At 44.3% G+C, this 25,677-nt stretch carries 14 protein-coding genes; 8 read left to right on the forward strand and 6 right to left on the reverse strand.

Annotated elements, in window-relative coordinates:
• Window positions 1-156: 156 nt before the first annotated feature.
• The gene (locus ACLD5M_RS04965; RefSeq protein ID WP_032841747.1) at window positions 157-1,503 is read left to right on the forward strand and encodes an ABC transporter substrate-binding protein; all 1,347 of its coding nucleotides are present in this window, start codon (window positions 157-159) and stop codon (window positions 1,501-1,503) included.
• A 169-nt stretch (window positions 1,504-1,672) separates the two neighbouring features.
• On the opposite strand, the gene ACLD5M_RS04970 is transcribed toward ACLD5M_RS04965, so the two are convergent.
• Window positions 1,673-2,686: a LacI family DNA-binding transcriptional regulator gene (locus tag ACLD5M_RS04970; RefSeq protein WP_410314719.1), complete on the reverse strand. Its 1,014-nt coding sequence runs from the start codon at window positions 2,684-2,686 to the stop codon at window positions 1,673-1,675.
• A 300-nt stretch (window positions 2,687-2,986) separates the two neighbouring features.
• Between ACLD5M_RS04970 and ACLD5M_RS04975 the strand changes: the two genes are divergently transcribed.
• The 3 genes from ACLD5M_RS04975 (at window position 2,987) to ACLD5M_RS04985 (ending at window position 5,446) form a co-directional block, all read left to right on the forward strand.
• Window positions 2,987-3,841 (forward strand): carbohydrate ABC transporter permease, encoded by an 855-nt coding sequence (locus ACLD5M_RS04975; RefSeq protein WP_116794466.1) that lies wholly within the window; start codon window positions 2,987-2,989, stop codon window positions 3,839-3,841.
• Window positions 3,838-4,671 (forward strand): carbohydrate ABC transporter permease, encoded by an 834-nt coding sequence (locus ACLD5M_RS04980; RefSeq protein ID WP_308582622.1) that lies wholly within the window; start codon window positions 3,838-3,840, stop codon window positions 4,669-4,671. Before ACLD5M_RS04975 ends, ACLD5M_RS04980 begins: the two co-directional genes overlap by 4 nt.
• 169 nt (window positions 4,672-4,840) lie before the next feature.
• The gene (locus tag ACLD5M_RS04985; protein ID WP_004137098.1) at window positions 4,841-5,446 is read left to right on the forward strand and encodes a DUF624 domain-containing protein; all 606 of its coding nucleotides are present in this window, start codon (window positions 4,841-4,843) and stop codon (window positions 5,444-5,446) included.
• Window positions 5,447-5,598: 152 nt separating this feature from the next.
• On the opposite strand, the gene malQ is transcribed toward ACLD5M_RS04985, so the two are convergent.
• The 5 genes from malQ to ACLD5M_RS05010 all read right to left on the reverse strand — a co-directional run bounded on the left by malQ (window position 5,599) and on the right by ACLD5M_RS05010 (window position 14,126).
• Entirely contained in the window at window positions 5,599-7,842 is a 2,244-nt protein-coding gene (gene malQ / locus ACLD5M_RS04990) for a 4-alpha-glucanotransferase (protein WP_004137100.1), read from the reverse strand.
• A 192-nt stretch (window positions 7,843-8,034) separates the two neighbouring features.
• Window positions 8,035-10,044: a type I pullulanase gene (pulA, locus tag ACLD5M_RS04995; RefSeq protein WP_410314720.1), complete on the reverse strand. Its 2,010-nt coding sequence runs from the start codon at window positions 10,042-10,044 to the stop codon at window positions 8,035-8,037.
• A 361-nt stretch (window positions 10,045-10,405) separates the two neighbouring features.
• Window positions 10,406-11,326 (reverse strand): sugar ABC transporter permease, encoded by a 921-nt coding sequence (locus ACLD5M_RS05000; protein ID WP_004129320.1) that lies wholly within the window; start codon window positions 11,324-11,326, stop codon window positions 10,406-10,408.
• Window positions 11,323-12,723 carry a carbohydrate ABC transporter permease gene (locus ACLD5M_RS05005; protein ID WP_246906248.1) on the reverse strand — a complete coding sequence of 467 codons (1,401 nt, stop codon included), beginning with the start codon at window positions 12,721-12,723 and terminating at the stop codon, window positions 11,323-11,325. The genes ACLD5M_RS05000 and ACLD5M_RS05005 overlap by 4 nt, the downstream gene beginning before the upstream one ends.
• 173 nt (window positions 12,724-12,896) lie before the next feature.
• Window positions 12,897-14,126 carry an extracellular solute-binding protein gene (locus ACLD5M_RS05010; RefSeq protein WP_410314721.1) on the reverse strand — a complete coding sequence of 410 codons (1,230 nt, stop codon included), beginning with the start codon at window positions 14,124-14,126 and terminating at the stop codon, window positions 12,897-12,899.
• 258 nt (window positions 14,127-14,384) lie between these two features.
• On the opposite strand from ACLD5M_RS05010, the gene ACLD5M_RS05015 reads away from it, so the two are divergent.
• The 4 genes from ACLD5M_RS05015 (at window position 14,385) to ACLD5M_RS05030 (ending at window position 25,546) form a co-directional block, all read left to right on the forward strand.
• A complete protein-coding gene (locus ACLD5M_RS05015; RefSeq protein ID WP_410314722.1) occupies window positions 14,385-16,091 on the forward strand; it encodes an alpha-amylase family glycosyl hydrolase in 1,707 nt (568 codons plus the stop codon).
• 161 nt (window positions 16,092-16,252) lie between these two features.
• Window positions 16,253-17,029, forward strand: a complete 777-nt coding sequence (locus ACLD5M_RS05020) for a TraX family protein (RefSeq protein ID WP_410314742.1) — start codon at window positions 16,253-16,255, stop codon at window positions 17,027-17,029.
• 37 nt (window positions 17,030-17,066) lie between these two features.
• Window positions 17,067-19,754, forward strand: coding sequence for a TIM-barrel domain-containing protein (locus ACLD5M_RS05025; protein ID WP_410314723.1), 2,688 nt, complete (start codon window positions 17,067-17,069; stop codon window positions 19,752-19,754).
• A 212-nt stretch (window positions 19,755-19,966) separates the two neighbouring features.
• A complete protein-coding gene (locus ACLD5M_RS05030; RefSeq protein ID WP_410314724.1) occupies window positions 19,967-25,546 on the forward strand; it encodes a hypothetical protein in 5,580 nt (1,859 codons plus the stop codon).
• Window positions 25,547-25,677: the final 131 nt, after the last annotated feature.

The raw sequence follows: 25,677 nt of genomic DNA on the forward strand, positions 1-25,677 counted from the left end.
ATTATTATGTGCAGTTTTTATGGCGACACGCGTTAATTTAGGTTATGCCATCGTTTGCAATATTCAAATATTTGAGGCATAATAAGTATTGTCGATAAGGACACCTAGTGGTGTGGCAGTCCAATGAAGGGATTGTCGGCATACGAGAAAGGTTCGATGATGAATCGTACGATTAAGTCAACAATTGCACTGGTAGCTTGCTCAGCGATGGCTTTTGGCGCTCTCGCAGCTTGCGGTTCCTCTTCCAGCGAAAAAGCCGCTGAGAAGGGCAAGGTTTACTTCCTGAACTTCAAGCCAGAAGCTGCAAACCAGTGGAAGGAAGTTGCTAAGGAATATACCAAGAAGACTGGCGTTCAGGTAAAGGTTCAGACCGCTGCTTCTGGTACATACGAGCAGTCTTTGAAGAGCGAAATCAGCAAGGGCGACGAAGCTCCTACACTCTTCCAGATTAACGGTCCAGTCGGTTATGCAAGCTGGAAAGATTACACTGCTGATTTGAAGGATACCGAGCTTTACAACCAGCTCCAGAACAAGGATATTGCTCTTAAGGATGGAGATAAGGTTGTTGGTGTTCCATACGCAATGGAAACCTACGGCTTGATTTACAACAAGGCTTTGCTCAAGAAGTACACCGAGCTTAAGGATGCTAAGGTTAAGTCTGCTGAAGAAATCAACTCCTTCGACAAGTTGAAGGCTGTTGCTGACGACATTCAGAAGCATAAGGCAGATCTTGGTGTTGATGGTGCATTTACTTCTGCAGGTTTCGATTCCAGCTCTGACTGGCGCTTCAAGACCCACCTTGCAAATCTTCCTCTGTACTACGAGTTCAAGGAAGATCACGTTACCAAGCAGCCTGCAAAGGTTAAGGGTACGTTCCTTGATGGTTACAAGAAGATCTTCGATCTCTACATCAATGATTCCACCACTCCTGCAACTCAGCTCAGCTCCAAGACTGGTGAAGATGCAAACGCTGAATTCTCCCAGAACAAGGCTGTGTTCTATCAGAATGGTACTTGGGCTTGGGGTGACCTCTCCAAGGCTGGTATGAAGGCTGAAGATCTTGGCATGCTCCCAATTTACATTGGTGCTAAGGGCGAAGAGAAGCAGGGCTTGGCCACCGGTTCTGAGAATTACTGGTGCATCAACGATAAGGCTTCTGACGCAAACAAGAAGGCTACTAAGGACTTCTTGAAGTGGCTGCTTACTTCCGATGCTGGTAAGGATGCTTTGTCCAAGCAGATGGGCTTCACAACTCCATTCAAGAGCTTCGCAGACATTAAGTCCGACAACCCATTGACTCAGGCAGCTGTTGAGGATGCAAAGTCCGGTAAGACCCCAGTAAGCTGGAACTTCACCGTCATGCCATCTGACAACTGGAAGAACGATCTTGGTTCCGCTTTGCTTGAGTACGCTCAGGGCACTGGCAAGTGGGATAAGGTCAAGACCGCATTCGTTGATGGCTGGGCTAAGGAATATGCTCAGGCTCACGAAGACGATGAGTGATCTAAAATAAATTAATAAACGTTACACCTCTGACGTAAGTAAGCAAAGGTGACGTAAGCGAATCCGCTAGGATACTGACACAGTTTAGTGTTAAGTCCTAGCGGATTTTTGTTATTTAAATAGTGTGTAGGAATTATAAAAAGCTACTCGCTTAAATAAAATAAAATATTTACTCGCTTAATAAAGCCGCTGTGCTTGAGCGCACAATAAGTTGAGCTGGCACAATTCTATAAGGATTGTCAACTTCCTGACCGTTTATAAGCGAAAGTGTTATTTTAGCTGCAGTTGCCGCAATTTCAACCGGATCTTGCCTAATAGTAGTTAAACCAGTTTCATGAGCGTAAAAACTATCGTCAAAACCAATAATTGATACATCGCTAGGAGTTGCATAACCGCTACGAGCAAGCTGGAACATAAGAGGTATTGCAATTCCGTCTTCCTGGCAAGCAATAGCAGTTGGCATTATTGCGTTTCCAAGAAGCATAGAAACTATAGCGCTTATTCTGTCTAAATTAGCTGGAGCAACAATTTCAATTGGCGTAAGTGCGTTCTTTTTGCACTCGTCAATGAATGAATGATAACGTTGCAAAACGCTGAAATGTAGTGAAACATCGCGAGTAGTGCGAACATAAGCAATATTGTGATGCCCTAATCCAATCAAGTGACGTGCCATAAGACGCGCGCCTTGATCATCGTCAATATTAATAGTTGCATCAAAATCGCAGTCCTTAGGATGCAAGCAATTTATGCCAACAATAGGCACTCCTGTAGTTTTAAGCTGCTCAATTTCGTTAGTGTTTACGTCAAAAGAGCATACAACAACAGCGTCTGCGTTTCGTCTAGTTGGAAGCATTGTGAAAAATTCGTTGCGTTCTTCACTACTAGAAATCTGGAAAATAGATAAATCGTAGCCTGCGCTGTGAAATACTTGGTTAAGACCTTGAATAATAGATGCGCTGAACCATAGGCGGATTTGGTCGCTTACAAGTAAAGCTATGCGCAAAGTTCGGCCGGATTTTAATGCTGCTGCAGATTTGGAAATAGAAAAGTTCAACTTTTCTGCGATTTCCAATACCTTGTTGCGAGTTGAAGCTGAAACTAAATCTGGGCGTGTAAATGAACGAGACACGGTAGAAACAGACACGTGTGCTTTATCTGCAACATCTTGAATATTTGCCGGCATGTGAACTCCTTTATTCCCATACACCAAACGTTTTAACACGGCATCGTGTAGGTTGTTTGATACGAACTTTTGTGGTTCGTAATAAACAAACGTTTGCAACCGTTTCCATTTTAGCAGATTTTGTTAAAAAGCCAATGATAGCAAGCAATTTTTTAATTATAGAATCGCAATTTGTTATAAATTCTTTGCAAGAAAATGACAACGTTTGACATCGCTCATTCATGTAGTAGAATGAAGATATTGGTTCGGACATCGACGTCTATGGTGACGTCGCACTCAAGGAGGAGAAAGTGACGAGTCATGATTAGTATGAGCGGAAAAGCAATACGTAAATGGTGGGCGTTATTCGCTTTGCCAACATTTGCGGCTTTTATTATTGGTTTTGTTGTGCCGTTTATTATGGGCGTGTATTTGAGTTTTACTAGATTCCATGCTGTTACGGATAGTAAATTCATTGGCGTTCGTAATTACGTTAAGGCGTTTAAGGATCCTCATTTCCTTCATTCGCTAATGTTCACTATAGCGTTTACTGTTGTAACAACTGTTCTTATTAACGTAATTGCTTTTGCAATTGCCTATATGCTTACTAAGAAGTTCAGTGGATCAAACGTTTTCCGCACTGTGTTCTTTATGCCAAATCTTATTGGCGGCATTGTGCTGGGCTATGTTTGGCAGCTGGTACTTAATGGTATTTTGGCATACTTCGGCCGTTCTATTACATATTCTGCCGTGTATGGCTTCTGGGGATTGGTTCTGCTTATTTGCTGGCAGCAAATCGGCTATATGATGATTATTTATATTGCTGGTTTGCAAGCTCTTCCAGGAGATGTTATTGAGGCTGCAGCAGTTGATGGCGCAACCCCGATGCAAACGCTGTTTAAGATTACAATACCTCTTATGATGCCTTCGATTACTGTTTGCACATTCTTAACAGTTACCAACGGTTTCAAGCTATTCGATCAGAACTTGGCTTTGACGAACGGTATGCCTTCTCATAAGTCTGAAATGTTGGCTTTGAACATTTTCAACACTTTCTACGGGCGTACAAATGGTGAAGGCGTTGGTCAGGCAAAAGCAGTTGTGTTCTTCGTGATTGTAGCTGTTATTGCTTTGATTCAGAATATGCTTACTAGGTCTAAGGAGGTAGTGGCATGAACGAGAAAATGAAGCATCCGGTACTTTGGACAATCTTCTTTACCGTCGTAAGCTTACTTTGGATTTTCCCAATCGCTATAGTTTTTATAAATTCCTTCAAGTCGAAGATTTATATTGCTAGCGAGCCTTTTAGCTTTGATCCAAAAACGTTTATTGGGCTTGGTAACTACTCCCTAGGTATTGAGCGCACGAATCTTATAATGAGCTTCTGGTGGACTATAGTAATTACCGTTGGAGCTGTGATTTTAATTCTGCTTTGCACATCAATGTGCGCATGGTGGATTGTTAGAGTCAACAATTGGTTCGCTGTAATGCTTTACGTGCTGTTCCTATTTAACATGATTGTGCCATTCCAAATGGTTATGTTCACTCTTTCCGACATCACTAACAAGCTCGGATTGAACACTCCATGGGGCTTGTGGATTATCTACTTAGGCTTCGGCGCTGGTCTTGCAGTGTTTATTTTCACTGGTGTAATTAAGGGAATACCACAAGAACTTGAAGAGTCTGCAATGATTGATGGCGCTTCTGTGCCGCGCATATTCTTCCAGATTATTATTCCAATTATGCGACCAGCAATTGTGTCTGTGTCTATTCTGCAAACTATGTGGATTTGGAACGACTTCCTGCTTCCGTACCTTACCTTGGACTTGAACAAGTACAAGACGGTTTCAATTGCAGTTCAGTATTTGAAGGGTGGCTATGGTTCCGTTGAAATGGGTGCCATGATGGGCTGCTTGGTTCTTGCCATTCTTCCAATTATTATCTTCTACCTCATCTGCCAGAAGTATATTATCAAAGGCGTTATGTCAGGTGCGGTAAAAGGCTGAGATTTCTTCTCCTCCAAAATCTCAAGTGGTTAAAATAATGGTGGTGACTACGGTCGTAAGATTTGTAAGTCACCACCATTGTATTGTTGGTAGGGGTATTGTTAGTAAGAGTATTGCTAGTAAGTCAGCTATAAATAGCGCAAACAGAAACGTAAAGGAGATATATTAAATGTTCTCGTTTGGAAGCCCGGATTCAAAGTTTGCGCAAGGTATGGAAACATTTGCTAATACAGTGTGGCTTACCATACTTATGATTGTTACTAGCATACCTTTAATCACCATTGGTGCAGCTGTTAGCGCAGCGCACGACGCTGCAAGACGTGTAGAAAATGCTGAAGGACACATGACTTCTGCATACTTCCGCGCATTTGCCAGCAACTTTTTGAAATCAACTGTAATCTGGATTGTAATGGCTCCATTTTTGGCTCTTATATTATGGGCTTGGATTGCAGTTAGAATACCACCGCTTTTAATACCGCAATTTGCAATAAGCATAATCTGGATTCTTATAGCAGAATGGGTTTTCGCATTACAAGCGCGTTTTGAAAATTCTATTGGCAAAACTATTCTGAATGCTTTTATTTTCAGCGTTGCATACTGGCAAGCAACGCTTGGAATGATTATTGTTGACGCTATTTTTATAGGTCTTGTGGCTGCATCAGTTATTTACTTTCCGCAAGGCTTACCTTTGCTATTATTCATTGGTTGGGGATCGACTATTATGCTTCACACGCCTTTGTTGGAGCGTGTTTTCGCAAAGTATATTAAGAAGTGATTTATGCAAATAATTAATGAGGCGAGCATCATCGTAGACGCTCGCCTCACATAGGACATCATTGCAAGAAATATTTTAATTTGCTACTATGCAAACCATATTCCTTGCGGGGAATTGAGTCGGTTCTCAGTAAACCAACGTTTTAATTATACTCACTTCCTTGTATTTTCGCCGCGCATAACCGCTGTCATAGAAAGCACTCGTGGCGACTTAAATACTTCATCAGTGTGTACTACGCGACCATCTGCATCAGCAAGCGGAATACGCCAATTTGGATACTCCGTGCTAGTGCCAGGCTGATTCTGAGAGCGGCGCTCGCCAACAGCATCAACCAAAGCAACTTGCAGCAGCAGCGATGGGGAAGTAAGCATAATCGCATGCATAGCTTCCACAATCTCTTGTACGTGATTTTCAACATCCTCGGCAGCTTCTTTACTAATCCAGCCGCCTTCAAGAAGCATCTTCATCATTGCATCGCGTTCAGCTTGAGCGTTCTCCAGGAACGTTTCTACAGAATCCGTAAGCAAGTGAAGCTGTTCGCGAAGTTTTACGTGCTCAAACGCAAGATAACCCGCTGTAGGCGGCATATCGTGCGTTGTAACAGAAGCAAGTGCATACTCGCGGTACTTAGAAGGATCAGCAAATATAATCTGCTTCTTTCCAAGCTTCTTAGTAGCAGCTTCAGCTTCGTCGTCGTGAGTAAACCACTCAACAACAGTGCCAAGCACGCCGTGAGAAGCAAGAACTTTAGAAACATACTTCGGTACAGTTCCCAAATCTTCGCCAATAACAACACCGCCTGCGCGAGTTGCTTCAATAGTCAGAACTGCAATCATTGCGTCTACGTTGTAGTACACGTATGCGCCGTTTCTTGCTCCCTGGCCTTGTGGAATCCACCACAGGCGGAAAAGCCCAAGAACGTGGTCAATACGTGCAGCTCCAGCATGCAAGAACACGTTATGAACCATATCGCGGTAAGCAATATAGCCTGTTTCGTCCAGGTAATTTGGATCGAATGGAGGCTGACCCCAATCCTGGCCCTGCTGGTTGTAGAAATCAGGAGGGGCGCCAACGCTTACGCCGTTAGCAAATCGTTCCGGACTCCACCAAACGTCAGCGCCATAACCATGCACACCAACAGCCATATCCTGCATAAGACCAATCGCCATGCCTGCAGCCTTAGCTTCAGCGTGAGCTGCAGCAACCTGCTCGTCCGCAATCCACTGGAGCCAACGATGGAACTCAAACAAATCAGCATGCTCGCGCTTAAGTCGTTCAATTTGCGGAGTGCCTTTACCAGTAGTGTCAAACCACAAGTTTTCTCCCCAAGGAGCGCCCCAAACTTCAAAAGCAACACACCAAGTGGCAAAAGCATCAAGATCTTCACCGGAGCGATGCTTAAACTCAGTAAACTCGCGCTCGCGTTCTGCAGAGCGAGGCTGCTTGAAGATTATACGCAGAGCCGGAAGCTTAGCGTCCCAAGCAGCGTTAATATCCATAGGATTTGGATTATTGTTTTGAGGAGCAATAGACTCGTGCAGTTGCTCGACTTTAGCAAGATCTTCTCCGTTTAATTCAGCATATTCTGGAATATCTTGCGGACGAATATACGTAACATTCAAGAATCTACGCGATTCAGGCAAGTATGGCGAAGGCTCAAGTGGAGTTACAGGAGCGCATGCATGAATTGGATTTATCAGCATAAAATCAGCTTTGCCGATTTCTCCAGCATCCTTAAGTAGGCGACGCAAATCGCCATAATCGCCAATTCCCCAAGAGTCTTTAGAACGCACAGAATACATTTGCGTCATAAAGCCCCAACGGTGCTGCTTCTTTACGCTTTCCGGAAGAGGAATGCGTGCCGGGGCTGCAATCAATGTAACGTCTGCATTCTGCGAAATTTCGCCGTTTTTATTCGTTACTTGAGCGTGCAAAGTGTGGTATCCCATTGGCAAATCGTCAGGAAGTTCAGTGTATAGGTCGCCGTCTTCCTCCGTTAGGATATTCCCTAATTTGCCTTCATAATCAGTGCCGTCTTCAAGCGTAAGCGAAAGTCTAATATCTTCCGGCTTAGAACCCCCAGCGTGAATTGGTACGCAAGTTTTTGTGCCGTTAAATGAAACTACAGTTGGAGGAAGTAGTTCACTGGCTCTCTTAGACTGCACTCGCTTGTACGATGACGCTATATTATCTTGAGTGTCAGCAGGCATCCCTAATGCGTCAAGCACTCCAACCAATGCTTCGTCTGTAATCTCTGTGTAGCTTCCCTGCTGATCAATATAAAAAGTGGCAACACCGCATGCTTTTGCAAGTTTTATAAGCGGGCGTGCAAGACGCTCAGCGCTTTCTTCCATAGGCTTATCAGTGTCAGCTGTGCCGTTAGCTGTTTTGCTCATGGTGCTCCTTCTATCTATTAATCTGGCACATCCCTAACGTCGTCGTAAGCGTGCCAAACGTGCCACTATGGCGGTAGAGTGCACTCAATACATCTCTGGATTGAAATACGCTCTGTTTGTCAATTATATAAACACCTGATATCGTTTGCAAATTAGCGTTGCGATATCAGGTGTAAGTTTTTTAAAACGCAGTTATTTAGCACTAAGCACTACGAAAGTGCGTCTTGGCAAATGCAGAGTAGTATTATTTTCTTCATTTGCAATAAATGCGTCAGACTCAGGCTTAGAGCCTGTCCAATCGGAATAATAATCGTTTGAATTAAGTATGCAATTCCAGCCCTTAGACTTTGTGCTGTGAATTGTTGGTAACTCAATAGTTGCGTCTTCATGATACATAGGATTTGCGCAAACAATAATATTATTGCCGATTCTAGTAGCTAAAACAGTGCGATTAGATGTAGTAAGCTGCTTTCGCTTGCCGTCGTACAATGCGCTGTGTTCTGCTCGAAGCGCAATAAGATCCTTATACCAATTAACTAAAGGCTTGAATTGTTCAGCGCGCGCCCAATCAAGCTGATTTAGCAAAACGCCGCGATTGTAAGAATTATCGCAACCGTGCTTAGTGCGTCCAAACTCTTCTCCACTTAGCATAAATGGGATGCCAGCAGAGCAAAGAACCATTCCTGCTGCAAACATGTTTGCGTTCAAAATATCTGCAACCTGCTGCTTGTCTTGGGCGTTAAACTCAAAATCGCCAGCATTGTCACGCATAGAAATACAAAGCTTATCCCACAAAGTTAAATCGTCGTGAGCAGAAGTGTACTGAACGATTTGGCCAACGTCTTTACCTGCAGAAGGCGTATCTCTCCACGCGTCCAACGCTTGACGAGCAGCATCGCAGCACCAAAATTCGTTGCCATTAACATAGCCGCGGTCGCGATGATTCATAACATTGCCTTTAAGCGAATCGCGAGATTCGTCGCTAAACCAGCCAATGCGCTCGTTAAGAGTATGACGTCCTTCCTTATTTCCCAAAGAAATTGCTTCGTCGGCAGCAGGGTCTGAAGCGCCCCAAGGTTCACCATACATAACAATATCTTTGCCGCCAGGAAGATTATCTAGTTCTGCGCGAGCCTGATTCAAAGTTTCTGTATCCGTCAAACCCATAAGATCGAAGCGGAATCCGTCAATATGGTAGCAGCGTGCCCAATGTAGCAAAGATTCAATAATAAACCTGCGGAACATAGGGTGCTCAGAAGCCATTTCGTTGCCGCATCCAGAACCATTAGAGAATGATTCATCTGCGTTACGCCTGCAGAAGTATCCAGGAGCAACACATTCAAAAGCATTTTCTGCGGAACGATACATGTGGTTGTACACAACATCCATAATTACGCGTTGACCATTAGCATGTAATGCCGCAATCATCGCTTTACATTCGCGTATGCGTGCAGTGCCATCGTAAGGATTGCTGGAATACGCACCTTCTGGAACGTTATAAGCGTGAGGGTCGTAACCCCAGTTGTATAGAGAATCTAATTCTTCGGATGAAGCACCATTTTTGCGCGCATTGTCGATTGCAGCTTCGTCAACTGTTGCAAAATCGTAAATAGGTTCGAGCTGTACGTGAGTAATGCCAAGCTTCTTTAAATAATCCAATCCGGTAGGGAAGTTGCAGTCGGAAGAATCTGGGTTTTGTAAAGTTGTATGCTCTTCGGTAAAAGCGAGATACTGGCCGCGATGTTCCGGCTTAAAACCGCCATTAGGATTGCTGCTGAAGTCAGCAACATGCGTTTCCCAAACAACCATTGCGTGGCGCACAAACTTAGGAGACTTATCTTTATGCCAATTGGCAGGAGATATGCGCTCTTCGTCTACAACAAGGCTGCGCTCGCCGTTTACGCCACTCGCAATACCCCAAGGGTCGCTTGTGCGATTTACAGTGCCATCAGGAAAAGCGATGAGGTAATCATAGTATATGCCGTCCAAGCGCTTGCGGAAATTAGCTCGCCAAGCGCCATCGTGCAGCGGTTTTAACTCGTGTGTTTGAGTAGGCTCGCTGTTATTGCCTGTTTCAAAAAGTCTTAAAGTCACAGTTTGTGCAGTCGGAGCCCACATGGTGAAAGTTGTGGACTTTGAGTTCAAAGTAAAACCGAGAGGACCTTCGTACACTGGCCAGGTTGCCGAAGATGGGAACGTCATGTGTAATATCCTTCTTATTTTGTTATTTCGTAAGTACTATCTTACTGTATGTTTTGCAATTAAGTGTGATATTAAATTTTACGATTTACTTATTTTTAATTTATTAGTTGGAATTTTTATTTGTACGTAACTTTATTCGAGCGTCATTTGGCTTAATGCAGTAAGGTTTTGTAACCAGTATCGTTTTGAGTCAAACTGCGAGTAGCTTAAGTTATTTTAGATTATTTTTAACCTCGACTATTTAATTTTTTAATTTTTTTTTTTTTGATGTTTTGAATTGCGTAATAAAGAAGGCCGAAACGCTCGAAAGCGCCTCGGCCTTCATCTTTTTTTTTAAATCCTACAAATCACTTGCAGAATATCAGCCCTTAACGGAGCCAGACATGGACTCTTCGTAGAAGCGCTGCATAATGATGAACAGGATTGCAATAGGAATCGAAACGCACACAGCGCCTGCGCAGAATCGCGCAAACCAGTGGCTAATAAATTCCCTATCAAGCATCTTCCACAAGCCCAAAGCAACAGTGTAGTTGTCCTGGCTGTTGGCAATCGTCTTAACCATAACGAAGTCAAGCCATGGGCCCAAGAAGCTTGTGATTGCCTGGAACACAATCATAGGCTTGCAGATTGGGAGGATAATCTTGTAGAAGACTTGCCAAGTAGTGCAACCATCCAAGTAAGCAGCTTCATCCAAAGACTTTGGAATCGTATCCATGTAGCCCTTCATAACGTAGAAGCCGGCGCCGCTACCTGCGGAGTAGACGATAATAAGTGCGATTAGAACAACCGAACCATTCGTCAAACCGAGAGCCTTCAAAATGAAGTAGATAGCGATAACTGCCATGATGCCTGGGAACATGCCCAAAATCAAAGCAATATTCATGAATGTCTTACGTCCGCGGAAGCGAAGGCGAGACATGCAGAACGACACGGCAAGTACGAAGAGCAAGGAAATAATGCACACGAAAATGGACACAACCAAAGTGTTCAAGAACATGCGCGGGAAGTCCAAGGCTTCGCGCTCGGTGAACAAGCGAATATAGTTATTGAACGAATACTCTGTTGGGAAGAATGTCTTCTGGAATGGGGATTCGTTCTTGTTGAAGCTTTCCAAGAAAACCCAAACAATTGGAATCAACCAAATAATCGACAGTACAGCCAAGAATAGGTGGGAGAAAATATCTCCGATTATTCTTCGTATACGTTGATCTTTAAACAGAGAGACGCTACGAGTGCTGTGTACAACAGGTTCTTGCTGCATAGCGGTATTTTTATTACTCACCGGAATCCCTCCTCGTTCTTATAAGATCCAGAGTTGCGATACGTAATAAGTGCTACGACGGCTAGAACAATGAACGTCATAATACCGATAACAGCACCAATGTTGTAGTCTCCGCGATCCACTGTCAACTTGTAGAGCCAAGTAATAAGCAAATCTGTCTTACCTGCGGAAGAATCAAGTGGTGTCGGTTCGCCGCCAGACAAGAGGTAAATAACGTTGAAGTTATTGATGTTACCAGTGAAGGTTGTAATCAAGTATGGAGTCATCACGAAGATGATGTATGGCATAGTGACGTTCATGAAACGCTGCCACCAACTTGCACCATCGAGCTCTGCAGCTTCGTAAAGTTCTGCAGGAACATTCTGCAAAATACCCGTAATCTGCATAATCGTGAATGGAATACCAACCCAAAGGTTAATAAGAATAACTGTTACGCGAGCCCAAGTCACATCCTGGAAGAATGGAAGAGGTTGAGCAATCCAATGGTTTTCCAGAAGGATGCTGTTAATAGCACCATTTCGCTGAAGCATGTTGTTCATAACAAGCAAGGACACGAACTGTGGAACTGCAATGGTAAGAGAGAAGCAAGTACGCCATAATCCCTTAAGACGAGTGGACTTGCGGTTAATAATCATTGCAATAAACATACCGAAGAAGAAGTTCAGGAATGTTGCAAAGAATGCCCAAATAAGAGTCCACAGCAAAACGTCGAAGAATGTAGCTGCGTTAATAGAGCTCTTAGCGTTACCAATTGCGAAGAAGTTGTTTAATCCAGTCCAAGTAAACAGAACTGGGTGATTCCTATCGTAGCTGGTGAATGCCATAGAAATCATGAAGATTAATGGCAAAATGGTGAAGAGAACAATACCTGCGGTTGGAAGTGTCATCAAACCAATGTGCGCTTTGCTGTCTAGCAAAGACGAAGCATCTTTAATAAAGTTTACTGGCTTTTGGCCGCTTGCTGTAATAGCCTGTGCCTTATAAGCGCTGCGTAGAGATAGCGTTGCTAAGTAAATGAGCACGATAACTGCTGCAATCGCCATAACGCTGTACAGCAAAATTTCTACAGAATTATCTCCGGCAGTATAACGCCAGAAACCATTGACTTTAATCTTGCCTTGCTTTTTTGTGCCAAGCGTAAGAATTTTTGGAAGGTACTCTGCACCGGTTGTGAATAAGAATCCAAAAAGAACAGCTTCACACAAAAGGAACAAAATGCCTTTAATGAATTGTTTGCGAACAAAAGTGCCGAAACCAAAGATAATAACGGAAATCCACGAAAGAATGTCTGCGTGCTCTGCAGCCTCTTTCAGTGAATATGGTGAAGGAGCAAAGCGTTCTATATTTGACGTCTTCTTCTGGCGCCTTTCTCGCTTTGTGGATGTCGTGCCAGTCATGACATACCTTTCATATAAACAGTGAGTGCTTTAGAGAAGTATATATAAATAGCACGCCCCGGCCCCTTTTCACTAGAGTGGGGACTGGGGCGTGCTATTTGCAAATGCACAAGTTACTTGTAATTTTCACTTACGCATTTATATAAACTTATTTAATTATCGAAAGTAAATGCTTACTTTACGGCGCCAGCTAAGCCCTTGGCAAAGTCAGCGGTCTTAGCATCAGCATTTGCTTCGGTAACTTCATGATTGGCAATTGCCTTACCGAAGTTGCCCATTGGCTCCCAGAAGCTACCCATCTCAGGGATTGCTGGCTGCAAGACAGAAGTCTTAGCAATGGTTTCCATCTGAGCAACAGCAGCTGGATCAGATTTCACGGAATCAGCAAGAGACTTGTCGGAAGGAATAACGCCCTGCTTCTCGTAAGCAATCTGCTGGGACTTCTTGGAGCCCAAGAATGCAGCAAACTTAGCAGCCATCTCTGGGTGCTTGGAGTTAGGGTTGTAAGCAACAGCCTTAGAACCAGCGAAGGACTTCATCTGATGTTCGCCGGATTCAGTCTTGAAGGTAGGAAGAGCAGCAGCAGCGTAGTTGTCGCCGAGAGCCTTCTTTACATCAGCAGCATCCCAAGAGCCGGAGAAGTAAGCGTCAACCTTACCGCTCTTGAGGCCGTTCAAGCCAGCGCTGTTGCCGTCAAGAACGAAGTTCTTGTTTGCGAAAAGCTTTGCGATATACTTGGTGACTTCAGCAGCCTTGTCGCCGAGCTTCATGCCAGCCTTGGCATCAGTGCCCTTCTCGCCGAAGAGTGTCATGTTGCCACCGAGGTAGAAGCCTGGGAGGTACCAAGCGTTGCTAAGATCGAATGCAACCTTGCCCTTCTCGAGCATCTTGTCGAGGGACTTTACTTCGTCAGCGGAGAACTTAGCCTTGTTGTAGTACATGAACCAGGTGTTGCCGGTGTAAGGAACGCCGTACATGTTGCCGTCCTGAGCAGTGACGGAATTAACCAAAGTATCTTCGTTCTGTTCCTTAACCTGCTTTACAGCGTCATCGCTCAACTGGCCAATTGCGCCAGCCTTAACCAAGTCGCCAAGCTGATCGTTAGGGAAGAGATAAACATCAGCAGCAGCCTTTGCGTCCTTCTTTACAGACTCAGCAGCTTTTGGTGGCTCAACAACAGTGTTCTTGAACTTAACGTTTGGATTGGCCTTCTGGAATTCCTTCTCGACGGTGTCAACCCAACCGCCTGCCTTCTGATCTTCAGAAGCAGACCAAACTGTAAGCTGAACAGGGCCGGACTCAGCAGCCTTATTATCGGTGTTTGTGCTAGAACCGCAAGCTGCAAATCCAAACAATGTAGCAACAGCAAGACCTGCACCCAGCATCTTCTTAATATTCGTCATCCTTGACCTCCTATATCATGCCAAAACTGGCATATCATTTGGTGGCGTAGTAACGGATTTCGTTGTGGCGCAACATCGCGATAGCTGCGTAGAGCAGCGTCACAAGTCTCACAAAAATCCGTTCGTAAGCAATGTGTAGTATACACGGATATTATGTCGTTTGCAAATGAATGGCGGGTTGTTTGTATTTTTTTGAATAATATGTTTTTAAAGTGTCGTCGTATAAACTTTATATAGCAACAAAAGAAGGGTAAAGCAATGGGATTATATAATCATGCTCAATGGCTTAAAGACGCGGTTTTTTACGAAATTTATCCGCAAAGTTTTTATGATGCAAATGGCGATGGTATAGGAGATATTCAAGGAATTATTGAAAAATTAGATTATGTAAAATCGCTTGGCTGCAACGCAATTTGGCTTAATCCTTGCTACGACTCTCCTTTTAAAGACGCTGGTTACGATGTGCGTGACTACAAAAAAGTAGCTGCTCGCTACGGCACTAACGAAGACTTGCAGCAGCTTTTTAATGAAGCTCACACTCGTGGAATGCATATTTTGCTTGATTTAGTGCCAGGTCACACCAGTGAAGAGCATGAGTGGTTCCGCGAAAGTTCAAAAGCTCAAGAAAACGAGTTAAGCAAGCGCTACATTTGGACAGACAGCGCATTTAGTGGCTATTCTATGCCTTTTATTGGCGGAGAAACCGAGCGAGATGCTACCTACATTCTAAACTTCTTCAAATGCCAGCCTGCATTAAACTACGGTTTTGCACATAGGGATCGCGATTGGCAATCTTCGCCTGATTCTAAAGAGGCTGCCGAAACTCGCGCCGCAATGGTTGATGTTATGTGTTTTTGGCTTTCGCTCGGCGCTGACGGTTTCCGTGTTGATATGGCTGATTCGCTTGTAAAAAACGATGACAATAATGGCGAAGGAAGTCTTGGGAAAGACAATACAATTCGCGCATGGCAGGAAATGCTGGGCGCTGTAAAAGAAGAGTATCCGCAGGCTGCTTTCGTTTCCGAATGGGGCAGGCCGCGTCAGGCGTTGGCAGCTGGGTTTGACATGGACTTTTATTTAAGCTGGCGCTGGGATGGAAATCCTAACGGCTACGCACGTTTAGCTCGTGATGTTGATAACGCTTTAGATAGCAATCCTGAACATGATCACAGCTACTTTTCGGCGCGAGGTGGTGGCAGCATTTGCCCATTCTTAGACGACTACTGCCCACAATATGAGTCAACTTGCAACCAAGGTTACTTTAGTTTCATCACTTGCAATCATGACACGCCGCGCATGGCTCCGCGCTTAGATGAGCGTGAGCGCAGAGTAGCTTTCGGAATGCTACTTACAATGCCAGGCGTGCCTTTTGTGTATTACGGCGACGAAATTGGAATGAAATATCGCGATATTCCAACAAAAGAAGGCGGTTATGCTCGTACGGGCACGCGCACGCCAATGCAGTGGGATGACACAAAAAATCTCGGATTCTCAACAGCTGCAAAATCTAAATTATACTTGCCTGTTGAAGTGCGAGCAGATGGAAGAACTTGCGCAAATTCTCGCAAACAAGCTGTAGAAAGTGGCGAAATTCCAACTGTTTCTGCGCAAATTAATTGCGAAGATTCCTTCCTTTCGTGGGTGCGCTCACTTATTGCGCTTCGTCATAGTCGCGCTTCTTTGCAAGCTGACGCATCATGGCGAGTGTTATATGCTCCTGTTGACGGCCGCGGATTTGCTTACGAGCGTTGCGCAAAAAGTAACGAGGGAGAATCGGCTGTCGAAAGAAGCATCGTTGTTATGAACCCTGGAATGAACGCCGAAACGGTACCGTTTGAAACGTTGGCAAATCTTACTCAGGAAGCAGTAGAAAATCCTTTGCTAAAAATCGGCGAAGTATTAAGCTGCGGAAATTCTTTGAAACTCGGCGCGCAAAGTTTTGCAATATTCAATCTGCCGCTTTAAGTCGCAATAAATACTGCGATACAATAAACGGTAGTAAAACAGAGCAGTAAAAAATAAGCAAGCGTTACTTAAAAAGAACGTTACTTAAAAAGAACGCTAGAACGTTACTTAGAGTAAGTGTTATGCGAAACAATTCGTGGAAATACGAGGGAGTGCAAGTCATGGATGTGCTAAAGCCTAAAATTCGTGCAGATAAAAACATAAAAATGGGCATTACTTTGCGCAAGTTTAAAATGCTTGGCGCATTCATGATGATGCTTAGTGCATTTAGCGCTCCCGTAATACCGCATTTGTTCGGCGGCTTGCGCAAAGATAATATGCTTGCTCTTACATTCGCGGTTCTTTGCGAAGTAGTTAGTTGGACTGCGCTGCCATGGTATGCGTGGATTCTTATGCGCGGGTATCACAATACGCATAACGTGAATCTTTATATATTGCGACTTTTGATTTTGGCAATAATTTGCGAAGTGCCGTACGATCTTACTACATCCGGTTGCGCGTTTGATTTGCGCTCGCAAAATCCAGTGTTTGCGCTCGTAATTGCGCTGTTTGTTCTTATGGGAATTGACATGGTTCGAGAGCGTTTTAGCGGTTTTTTGCGCAGTGTTTCGTATGCTGCAGTAGTAATTGCAGGATTATTGTGGAATATTATTGGCAAAGTTTATGTGCGTCAACAAATTTTCTGGGGAGGCGCGCTATTCCTTGTGTTTGTGCTGATTTTTGAGCTGATGCAAAAGCATGAAATTCGCATGGAGCTGATTTCCGGCATGTTTGGCGCTATGTCGATGCTTGCGCCTGGTATTGGCGTGGCAGTTTTGCACTATCGCAGCCCTTACGGAGACGGCCATAAGGATTCGCCAGTATTTCGCTGGACAATGTACGCATGGTATCCGGTAATGCTGGCGATTGCAGCATTATTCGCAGTATTCGTCAAATAAAAACGCGCGTTAATTAATAAAAAGCAAAGGTGCAAAAATGGACTTTTCCAAGTCGGGAATTTTTTATAAGTACGTAACTGATTCAAACGCAAAAGCACAGGATACTCAGGTAATTAAAGGCGAAAAGTGGCGAATTACAGTTATTACAGATTCGTTGTTGCGTCTTGAGTGGAGTGACGACGGAAAGTTTGTTGACAATCCTACGCAAACTGTAATCTGTCGCAATTTTGCTCACAAAAGCTCGGATGCTCAGCCTCAATTTAGTGCGCGCAAAAACGAAAACGGATGGCTGGAAGTCGAAACTGAAAAGCTGCATCTTACTTATAATTGCGAAGCTTTTAGTAAAGAAGGATTAAGTATTGTTGTGCGCGGAGTGCCGTGTACTCAATTTAACACGTGGCATTACGGCGACGACTGCCCGGGAAATCTTCTTGGAACTTTTAGAACTTTGGATCAGGCGAACGGCCCAGTAAAACTTGGTAAAGGAATACTTTCGCGCGACGGATGGTCTGTTTTAGACGATTCTGCAACTTGCGAAATTGTGCCAGCTGAGGAAATAAATGGCAAACCAAACCCGTATGGGGCTTGGGTTAAGTCGCGTGCGCAAAAAGTTAGCGAGCAATCAGGAAGATATAAAGACTTATACTTCTTCGGCTACGGACACCACTACATTCAAGCAATTCAAGACTTTTATAAGCTCACAGGCGCTCAGCCGCTGCTTCCACGTTTTGCGTTAAGTAATTGGTGGAGCAGATACTATCGCTACCGTCAAGACGAATATTTGCAATTGCATAATCGTTTTAAGCGCGAAGGCATACCTTTTAGCACGGCTGTTATTGATATGGATTGGCATGTGACGGACGTTGATTCGAAGTATGGTTCCGGTTGGACGGGTTACACGTGGAATGAGGAGCTTTTCCCGGATCATCGCGCTTTTTTGCGTAAACTTAACGCGGCTGGATTGTCTCCAACTTTGAACTTGCATCCGCGCGACGGAGTGCGTGCGTTTGAAAAAGATTATGCGCAAGTTGCGCAAGATGCTGGCATTGATCCGGCGAGCGGCAAAGCTGTGGAATTTGATTTAACGAACCCGCAATTTGTTGAAGCTTACTTCAATATGCATCATCGCATGGAAGATGAAGGCGTGCGATTTTGGTGGATTGATTGGCAGCAGGGTGGTGTGACGCGCGAGCCTGGTTTGGATCCGCTTTGGATGCTGAACCACATGCATTATGAGGATGCTGCGCGCGACGGCCGCTGGCCGCTTACATTCTCTCGCTATGCGGGGCCTGGTTCGCATCGCTACCCAGTTGGATTCTCGGGAGATACCGTTACTACTTGGGATTCCCTTGCTTTCCAAACTTACTTCACTTCTACAGCTTCAAATATTGGCTACGGATGGTGGAGTCACGATATTGGCGGCCACATGCTTGGCGTTAGAAATAACGAGTTGGAAGCGAGATGGTATGCTTTCGGCGCGTTTAGTCCTATCAATCGTCTGCACTCGACTTGCTCACCGTTTGCTGGAAAAGAGCCGTGGAATTTCCCTCAGGAAACTCGCGAAGCAATGGTGAAAATGCTTCGCTTGCGCGCGGAACTTTTGCCATACGTTTATACGATGAATTATCGTGCAGCTTTTGATGGCAGGCCGATTATTGAGCCAATGTACTGGCAGTCGCCGGAAGTTGGAATGGCTTACGAAATTCCTAACGAATACCGTTTTGGAAGCGAGCTTATAGTAGCGCCGATTACTTCGCCTAACGATGCTGCTACTTTGCGCGGATGCGCTGGAGTTTGGTTGCCTGAAGGTGACTGGTACGATTTGTTTGACGGGCGCAGGTACGTGTCTCGCGGCTGGAATGGTCGCAGGTTTGAAGCGTGGCGCGCGATTGACCGCGTTCCTGCTTTTGCGCGTGCTGGAGCGATTGTGCCTACGCAAGTTTTGCCAGAAGTGGCAGATTGCGAGCGTAGTGCTGAGATTGCTGAATCTGTTAATAGTGTTGAAAATCCTCGTAATTTGCGCGTGCTCGTGTTCCCTGGAGCTGACGGCGAATTTGTGATGCGAGAGGACAACGGTGATTTTGCTGCAGCGTCTGCTGGTAATACTGCCGACACGCGTATGAATTTTGTGTGGCGAGACGGCAATTCTTCTACGCAATTTATTATTTCCGGCGTAGAAGGTGCGGAAGCTGCCGTAGAATCTGTGCCGCAAAAACGCAACTGGAACGTTGTGTTTAGAGGAGTTGCTTGCGCAGATTTTGCGCACGTGCGCGTATTTGTAGGAAGCCGAGAGCTTAACGCAAGCGATTTTGCAATTTCTTACGAAGGCGAAGAATCGACTTTGAGCTTAACTGTTTCTGTAAAAGACGTGCCGGCTCGTTCGGAAGTTCGCGTAATTGTTGACGGTGGATTGCAAATCGCTGCCGATCCTAAAGTTGGTGACGCTTACAGATTCCTGCTTCAAGCGCAAGTGCCGTACCGCGGTAAGGAAATGGCTTTTGACGCAGTGCGTGAGGCTGGCGGAAGTGCAAGCGCTATTGCTGCAATCTCAACTCTTGAATACGAAAACGAATCGGAAGCAGAAAAGTATCGCAACAGCGTTGATATGCTTAACGCTTACGCAACTGATCAGCCATCTGTAGTTAAGTGGGCGCAATGGCGTTGCACGCTGCCTGTTTCGGTAAAGCATGCGCTTGAGGAGATTTTGCTGCGTTCGGTTGAGTGAGTAGGTCTGTTTATTGGCAAACAGACCCTATGAAAATTGACTGCGAAATGGTACAATTCATCATTAACGGGCTGTATGGACGCAATAAAATACGCTAAAAGATTGCTTTATGCAGAAATATACATTTACGCATATTTGGATGCATTTTTAAATGCGTACGTGGCATAATTTACAGCCTAGAGAGCATAAGTGCATTTTGAAGAGGAGGAATTATGGGTTCAAAGTCTGTAAAGCGTGAGAGCAAGGTAATCTTGGATGCTTCTGTTAGCAGCGCTATTGCGAAAGCTGTGAATACACGCAAAGTGGCTGCACTCACTATAGGCGCTGCCGGAGTGCTTGCCGGTGCTGCGTTAGCCTTTAGCGTTACTCCTGCGAATATTGCAAAAGCTGCAGAGGTGAAAGATTCACAGGTTGTTCAAAGTGATGCTCAAAAAGGCGGGCAACAGAAGAATGAGCAACAAGTTAACGATAAGCAGGTTCAGAAGAAGAATGTGACTGAAACTCCTGAACACCAAATGGGGGGGGGTCTGCCTTCTAAGAAGGATGTTGAGCAAACTAAGGTAGAGAAGCCTGAAGTAGAAAAGACTCAAGCAAAGCAAACTGAAGTAAAGAAAACTGAAGATAATCAGCCTAATGCAAATAGAGACGAGGCAGAGCAGCCTAAGCTAAAATCTACAGCTTCGCCATTTATGGTGTTAGCTACTAATGCTGACGATGGGGATGATGAAGATTACCCAATGCCGCCAATGTTCCCAAATACTGATCTTAATTTTGATAAGCCAGTAATCAAAGATCCTGAGCATTTGACTGATTCTGAAAAACTTGAGATTAGGAAGCGTGTAGCTAAAGCAAATAAAGTTTCCGTTGATAAAGTGACTTTTGGCGATAACAGGAAAATTGTTATTAATTTTGGGCAAATAATTCCAGGGCAGGGTGACTATACAGACACAATTAACTTGGATGATGCAATCATAAAAGAGATTGATAAATCTAAGATTACCATCCCTTCTGGCGATAATGCTGTGCCTGTGTATAATCCAATCGGTTTTTCTAACGACGAGCTTGATCGCATTAAGCAAAAGTTATTTGACGATAATAAAAGCAATACGAATCTTGGGCTTACAAGCAAAGATCAAATCAAATTTGATTGGTATTCAGGTAATACTGCTCACTGGATTGATGATGGTCCTCATAGGGCAATTTCAAATGGTATGGCAGAAAATACCATCACTGTTACGATAAAAACAGATAAAGCGTATGTGCAGTTTAAGTCGGATATTAAACACGGCAAGCTTACACGCGCAGTTGATATTCGTAAGGACTATAACCTTGAGTGGACTAAGCAGCAAATGGATGGGCGCAACACCGATGAAGGTTTTAGCTGGAGTAGTGACAAGAATACGCTTATTTACCGCTATGATGCCACAAAAGCGCAGAAATTCAACACGGAAAATGTTGTTAAATATTTGAAAGCAACGCCCAAAATTGCCAATTCTGGTTTGCGCACGATAATTGGCGGAGAGACGCTTGCTAGCGAAGGCAGAAATGGTAAAGGGCAAAGATCTAATATGCACTATTTGCTCGATGCTCAGGACAACCCAACAACTTCGCTTACGATGGGCAATATGGGCGGCCCATATTGGAATGGTAATCCTGCAATTGATAATTCGGATCATAATTTAGATGACCATAATTCAGATGTGCAGGATTATCATTTTGGCAATGATGCCCATATGCAGCTTGCTGCTAAGAGTGGCAAGGTATATCCAGCTCATTTGTATTTGGCTCCGTACGATTATTCGTATTTTAAGCTTGCAGTCTCAGTTAGCTCTATTAACTTACTGTTTGTGCCGCAGCCTTCGCATGATAAAACTAAATTGAAGGCGTCGATTGATGAGTATACAACTGCGCAGGTTGGGGACAAAAAAGTGCCAACTAAGTCAAAGTATTACAATGCGTCGGATACTTTGAGGAATAATTACGATACTGCGCTTAGTGAGGCCAATAATCTTTATAAAGACGTTAAAGATACTGCTAAAGAGAATCTTACAGAGCAGCAGAAAGCCGATATTGATAACGCGGCTATTAAGCTAAATAAAGCGTATAAAGCTCTTAATGGTGATCCTACAGATAAGAAAGATCTTAATAAAGATATTACGGATCAGGGGACTGCTTCAACCGCACAGGGAGCGGCAGCTACTGGAACGCATGCAACTGATAGGTATAAGAACGTAGCTAATCCACAATTTAAGAAAGCGGATGGTTCGCCTGATACAGAGAAGAATAATAAAGCTACTCAGGCAAAAACTGCGTACGATGAAGCTCTTGCAGAAGCTCAAAAAGTAAACGCAAACCAGTATGCTACGCAAAAAGAAGTAAACGCTGCCAAAGAGAAGCTTGATAAAGCGCGCAGAGCATTGGATGAGTTTGAAACCAACAAAGATAAGTTGAGCGAGATTATTTCATCTGATGCCAAGGTGAAAACTGGTACGTCTGGTGATATTTCAACAGCTGATCCTGCGTATCAGAACGCCACAGAAGAAGAGCGCAATAAATACAATGAAGCTGTAAAGAAAGCGCAAGAGCTTTTTGCTGACCCGAATGCTTCGCAAGCCGATGTTGATTTGGCTATTGTGCAGCTTAATAATGCCAAGAAAGCAATTGATGCTAAGGCAACGAATAAGTCTGTTCTTGATGCGCAGGTTTTGCAAAGTCATGACCACGACGGCGATGGTGAAAATCAGAAGAGCGTTTTCTATAAGAACGGTACCTACGACAAATACTTTGATGACAATCTTCCTGAAGGTTTAAATAAGGAAGAAGCTAAGCAGTACGCATCTAAGTACGATGAGGCTCTACAAAAAGCAAAGGAAGTTATTAATAATCCTAAGGCAACGCAAGCGCAGGTAGATGATGCGCTCAACAATCTTAAAACAGCCGAAGAGAATTTGCATAAGCTTAAAACAAATAGCTATGACTTAATTCAGACCCTTGCAAATAATTTCAGCGGTAATAAGCTTCCTGCATACTTTAATGCGTATGAGGAAAGCCAAAACGGAGCTGATGCTGCTAAAAAGACGCAGGCTGGTAAGGACTTTGTTGCGTATAACGATGCGTACGCGGAAGCTAAAACTATTAAGCAAAGGATTGATGCTGCCACAACAACTACCATTTTTACACAGGAAGAGATTAATGCAGCAAAAGCTAAACTCGATAAAGCGCGCGATGCTATTGTAACTTATGCAACTAAGCCGTCTGCTTTGCAAACTTCTGCAGATCAAGATGATGTGACTCAAAACACAACTGCTTACAAGAATGCAAAAGCGTTGGCTGCTAAGGCAAGCGATGCATCGCTTACGGGGGAAGCAAACACTAAAGCAGAAGCAGCTAAGAAGATTGTTGATGAGTATAATAACGCGCTTGCTGCTGCAAAGAAAGTTTTAGCAAATCAAGTTGATAAAGACAAGAATGCTAGTGGAGCAGTAATCGATGATTCTGTGGAAGGCACAGGTGATCCAAGCTCCTCAACATTCCTCGACGGCGTGCAAAAGCATCCTGAAAATAAGGCTTTGCAGAAAGATGTTGATGCAGCTCTTAAGCGCTTAGAGGCAGCGCGCGCGGCACTTTCTACTTACGCGACCAAGAAGGATGATTTGCGTAAGTCGGTGGATGCTGATGCAGACACTAAGCAACTGCCTCAATATAAGAACACGGATAATCCTGTGTTTAAGAACGATAGTGGTGAAGACAATTCTAAGAATACGCAGGCTTCTGCCGCTAAAACAGCGTACGACAATGCGCTTAAGTCTGCTAAGGATACGCTTGCAAAGCAAGACGCAACTCAAGTGGAAGTAGATACTGCGCTTAAGAATCTTGATGCAGCACGCAAGGCTTTGGACACATACAACACTGATTTTGCTAAGCTGCAAGAAAGTGTTGTCAAGAACGGTTCTCCTAAGACTGATACTGCTGAAGCTGTTGAGGGAACTGTAACTTCTGACGCATATAGGAATGCTTCTAATCCGCAATTTATGAAGGCAGACGCATCTGGAAATCTTGTTCCTGATACAGATAGAAATAACGCAGCTGCCGCAGCAAAGACAGCGTACGATTCTGCGCTCGCTAAAGCCAATGAATTGCTCGCAAAGAGTAAGGATACTAGCACTCCTGCAGAAGAAAAGCCAACGCAAGCGCAGGTAAATGAGGCTCTTGCTGCACTTGAAGCGGCTCGAACAGGTCTTGATGCATATAAGACCAATTCCGCAGATCTTAAGTCTGAAACTGAAAAGTCTCAGGCAGATGACGCAACTGGCGAACCTGCTGCTGATAAGTTTGAGCACAAGCTTCAGATTAACAATGCCAAGTATCTTCTTGAAAAGCTTAAAGGCAATCAAGATTCTCTTGCATACAAGGATGCAAAAGATAAGCTTGATGCTTACAACACAGCATTAACGAAAGCGCGCAAACTTGTAAAGGATGCTGAAGATCAAACGCTTAGTAAGCATCCAACTCAGCAAGAAGTTGACGAGGCTCTTGCGGCTTTGAAGAAAGCAAAGTCCGACATCGAAAACGATGCGCAGTTCAACACTGATAAGTCTTCATTGCAAAATGAGATTGACGGTAAAGATAAAGACGGCAAAGTAATTACTCCGAAGTTCGAAGATACTCCAGAGTTTAAGAATGCTGCTGGTTCTAGTGAGGCTACTGCGTATACAAAGGCTTTAGCAGACGCAAATAAGGTTCTAAGCGATACAAACGCCACGCAAAAGCAGGTTGATGAAGCTTTGAAGGCTTTGCAAGATGCTAAGAAAGCTATCAGCCAGTTTAGTACAGATAAATCTAAGCTTCGAAACGAAGTAGAAGGTAAGGATTCTGACGGCAACATAATAACTCCAAAGTTCAATGAATCTGCGGAGTATAAGAATGCTGAAGCTAAGGCTAACGCAACTCCTGCAGACGAGGATGCGAAGAAAGATCTTGAAAATTACACGAATGCTTTAAATGAAGCTAATTCCGTGCTAAATGACTCCTCTGCTAGCCAGTCAGCTGTTGACGCGGCTTTGAAGAGGCTTCAAGAGGCTAAGAAGAAGATTGCCGATTCTAACAAGACTGATAAGTCTAAGCTTCAGGATGAGGCTGATGATGATGCTAACTTCCGTAAGTCGCCGTACTTCATTATTGGTAACAAGGCTGATATTGATGCGTATGAGGATGCTTTGGCTGAGGCTCGTAGCGTGCTTAACGATCCTAATGCTACGCAGGCTCAGGTTGATGCGGCTTTGAAGAAGCTTGCTGCAGCTAAGAATAAGATTAATAATCCATTCGGTCGTGGCGGAAATGGAAGTGGCTCTGAATCCGGTGCTGATTTTGGCTCTGATTCAGAAAATGGCTTCGGATATGGCTACGGCAATGGTTATGGTCACTTCTACGACTCTGACGGTTTAGGCGATTCTTCCAATGGATCTGCAGATAAGTCTGCTTTGCAAATCGAAGTTAATAATGCTGTGGAGACTAATGCTAATACTGCTGAGGCTGTGGCTTACAGGCAGGCTTTGGCTGAGGCTAAGAGCGTGCTTAACGATCCTAATGCTACGCAGGCTCAGGTTGATGCGGCTTTGAGGAAGCTTCAGGATGCTAAGGCTGCGTTGCTTAATAGTTTCAGTGGCTCATCTGGTCATAAGATTGCTAAGACTGGTGCTGCAACTGGCTTGTTTGCAGGATTTGCTGTAATCTTCGCTGGTCTTGGTGCTGCAGGCGTGGCTTCTCGCCGTCGCAAGCACTCTAAAGAGTAACTTATAGCGCATGCCTAAAATCCCTCGCGATTATCTTCCGATATTTCGCGAGGGATTTTTTTCATGCTGCTGCACGAAAGAACGCTCGCGCGGTTAACGCGCTCGCTACTGAGCTTGCGTTGAAAGCACAC

Origin of the sequence: Gardnerella sp. Marseille-Q9185 (assembly GCF_046508745.1) — a bacterium.
GTDB classification, from domain to species: domain Bacteria; phylum Actinomycetota; class Actinomycetes; order Actinomycetales; family Bifidobacteriaceae; genus Bifidobacterium; species Bifidobacterium greenwoodii.

Bases quoted from the DNA above. Each gene is read 5' to 3' on its own strand.
- ACLD5M_RS05025 (WP_410314723.1), top strand. From the start codon at position 17,067: ATGGACTTTTCCAAGTCGGGAATTTTTTATAAGTACGTAACTGATTCA.
- ACLD5M_RS05005 (WP_246906248.1), bottom strand. From the start codon at position 12,723: ATGACTGGCACGACATCCACAAAGCGAGAAAGGCGCCAGAAGAAGACG.
- malQ (WP_004137100.1), bottom strand. From the start codon at position 7,842: ATGAGCAAAACAGCTAACGGCACAGCTGACACTGATAAGCCTATGGAA.
- ACLD5M_RS04985 (WP_004137098.1), top strand. From the start codon at position 4,841: ATGTTCTCGTTTGGAAGCCCGGATTCAAAGTTTGCGCAAGGTATGGAA.
- ACLD5M_RS05015 (WP_410314722.1), top strand. From the start codon at position 14,385: ATGGGATTATATAATCATGCTCAATGGCTTAAAGACGCGGTTTTTTAC.
- pulA (WP_410314720.1), bottom strand. From the start codon at position 10,044: ATGACGTTCCCATCTTCGGCAACCTGGCCAGTGTACGAAGGTCCTCTC.
- ACLD5M_RS05020 (WP_410314742.1), top strand. From the start codon at position 16,253: ATGGATGTGCTAAAGCCTAAAATTCGTGCAGATAAAAACATAAAAATG.
- ACLD5M_RS05030 (WP_410314724.1), top strand. From the start codon at position 19,967: ATGGGTTCAAAGTCTGTAAAGCGTGAGAGCAAGGTAATCTTGGATGCT.
- ACLD5M_RS04975 (WP_116794466.1), top strand. From the start codon at position 2,987: ATGATTAGTATGAGCGGAAAAGCAATACGTAAATGGTGGGCGTTATTC.
- ACLD5M_RS05010 (WP_410314721.1), bottom strand. From the start codon at position 14,126: ATGACGAATATTAAGAAGATGCTGGGTGCAGGTCTTGCTGTTGCTACA.
- ACLD5M_RS04970 (WP_410314719.1), bottom strand. From the start codon at position 2,686: ATGCCGGCAAATATTCAAGATGTTGCAGATAAAGCACACGTGTCTGTT.
- ACLD5M_RS04980 (WP_308582622.1), top strand. From the start codon at position 3,838: ATGAACGAGAAAATGAAGCATCCGGTACTTTGGACAATCTTCTTTACC.
- ACLD5M_RS04965 (WP_032841747.1), top strand. From the start codon at position 157: ATGATGAATCGTACGATTAAGTCAACAATTGCACTGGTAGCTTGCTCA.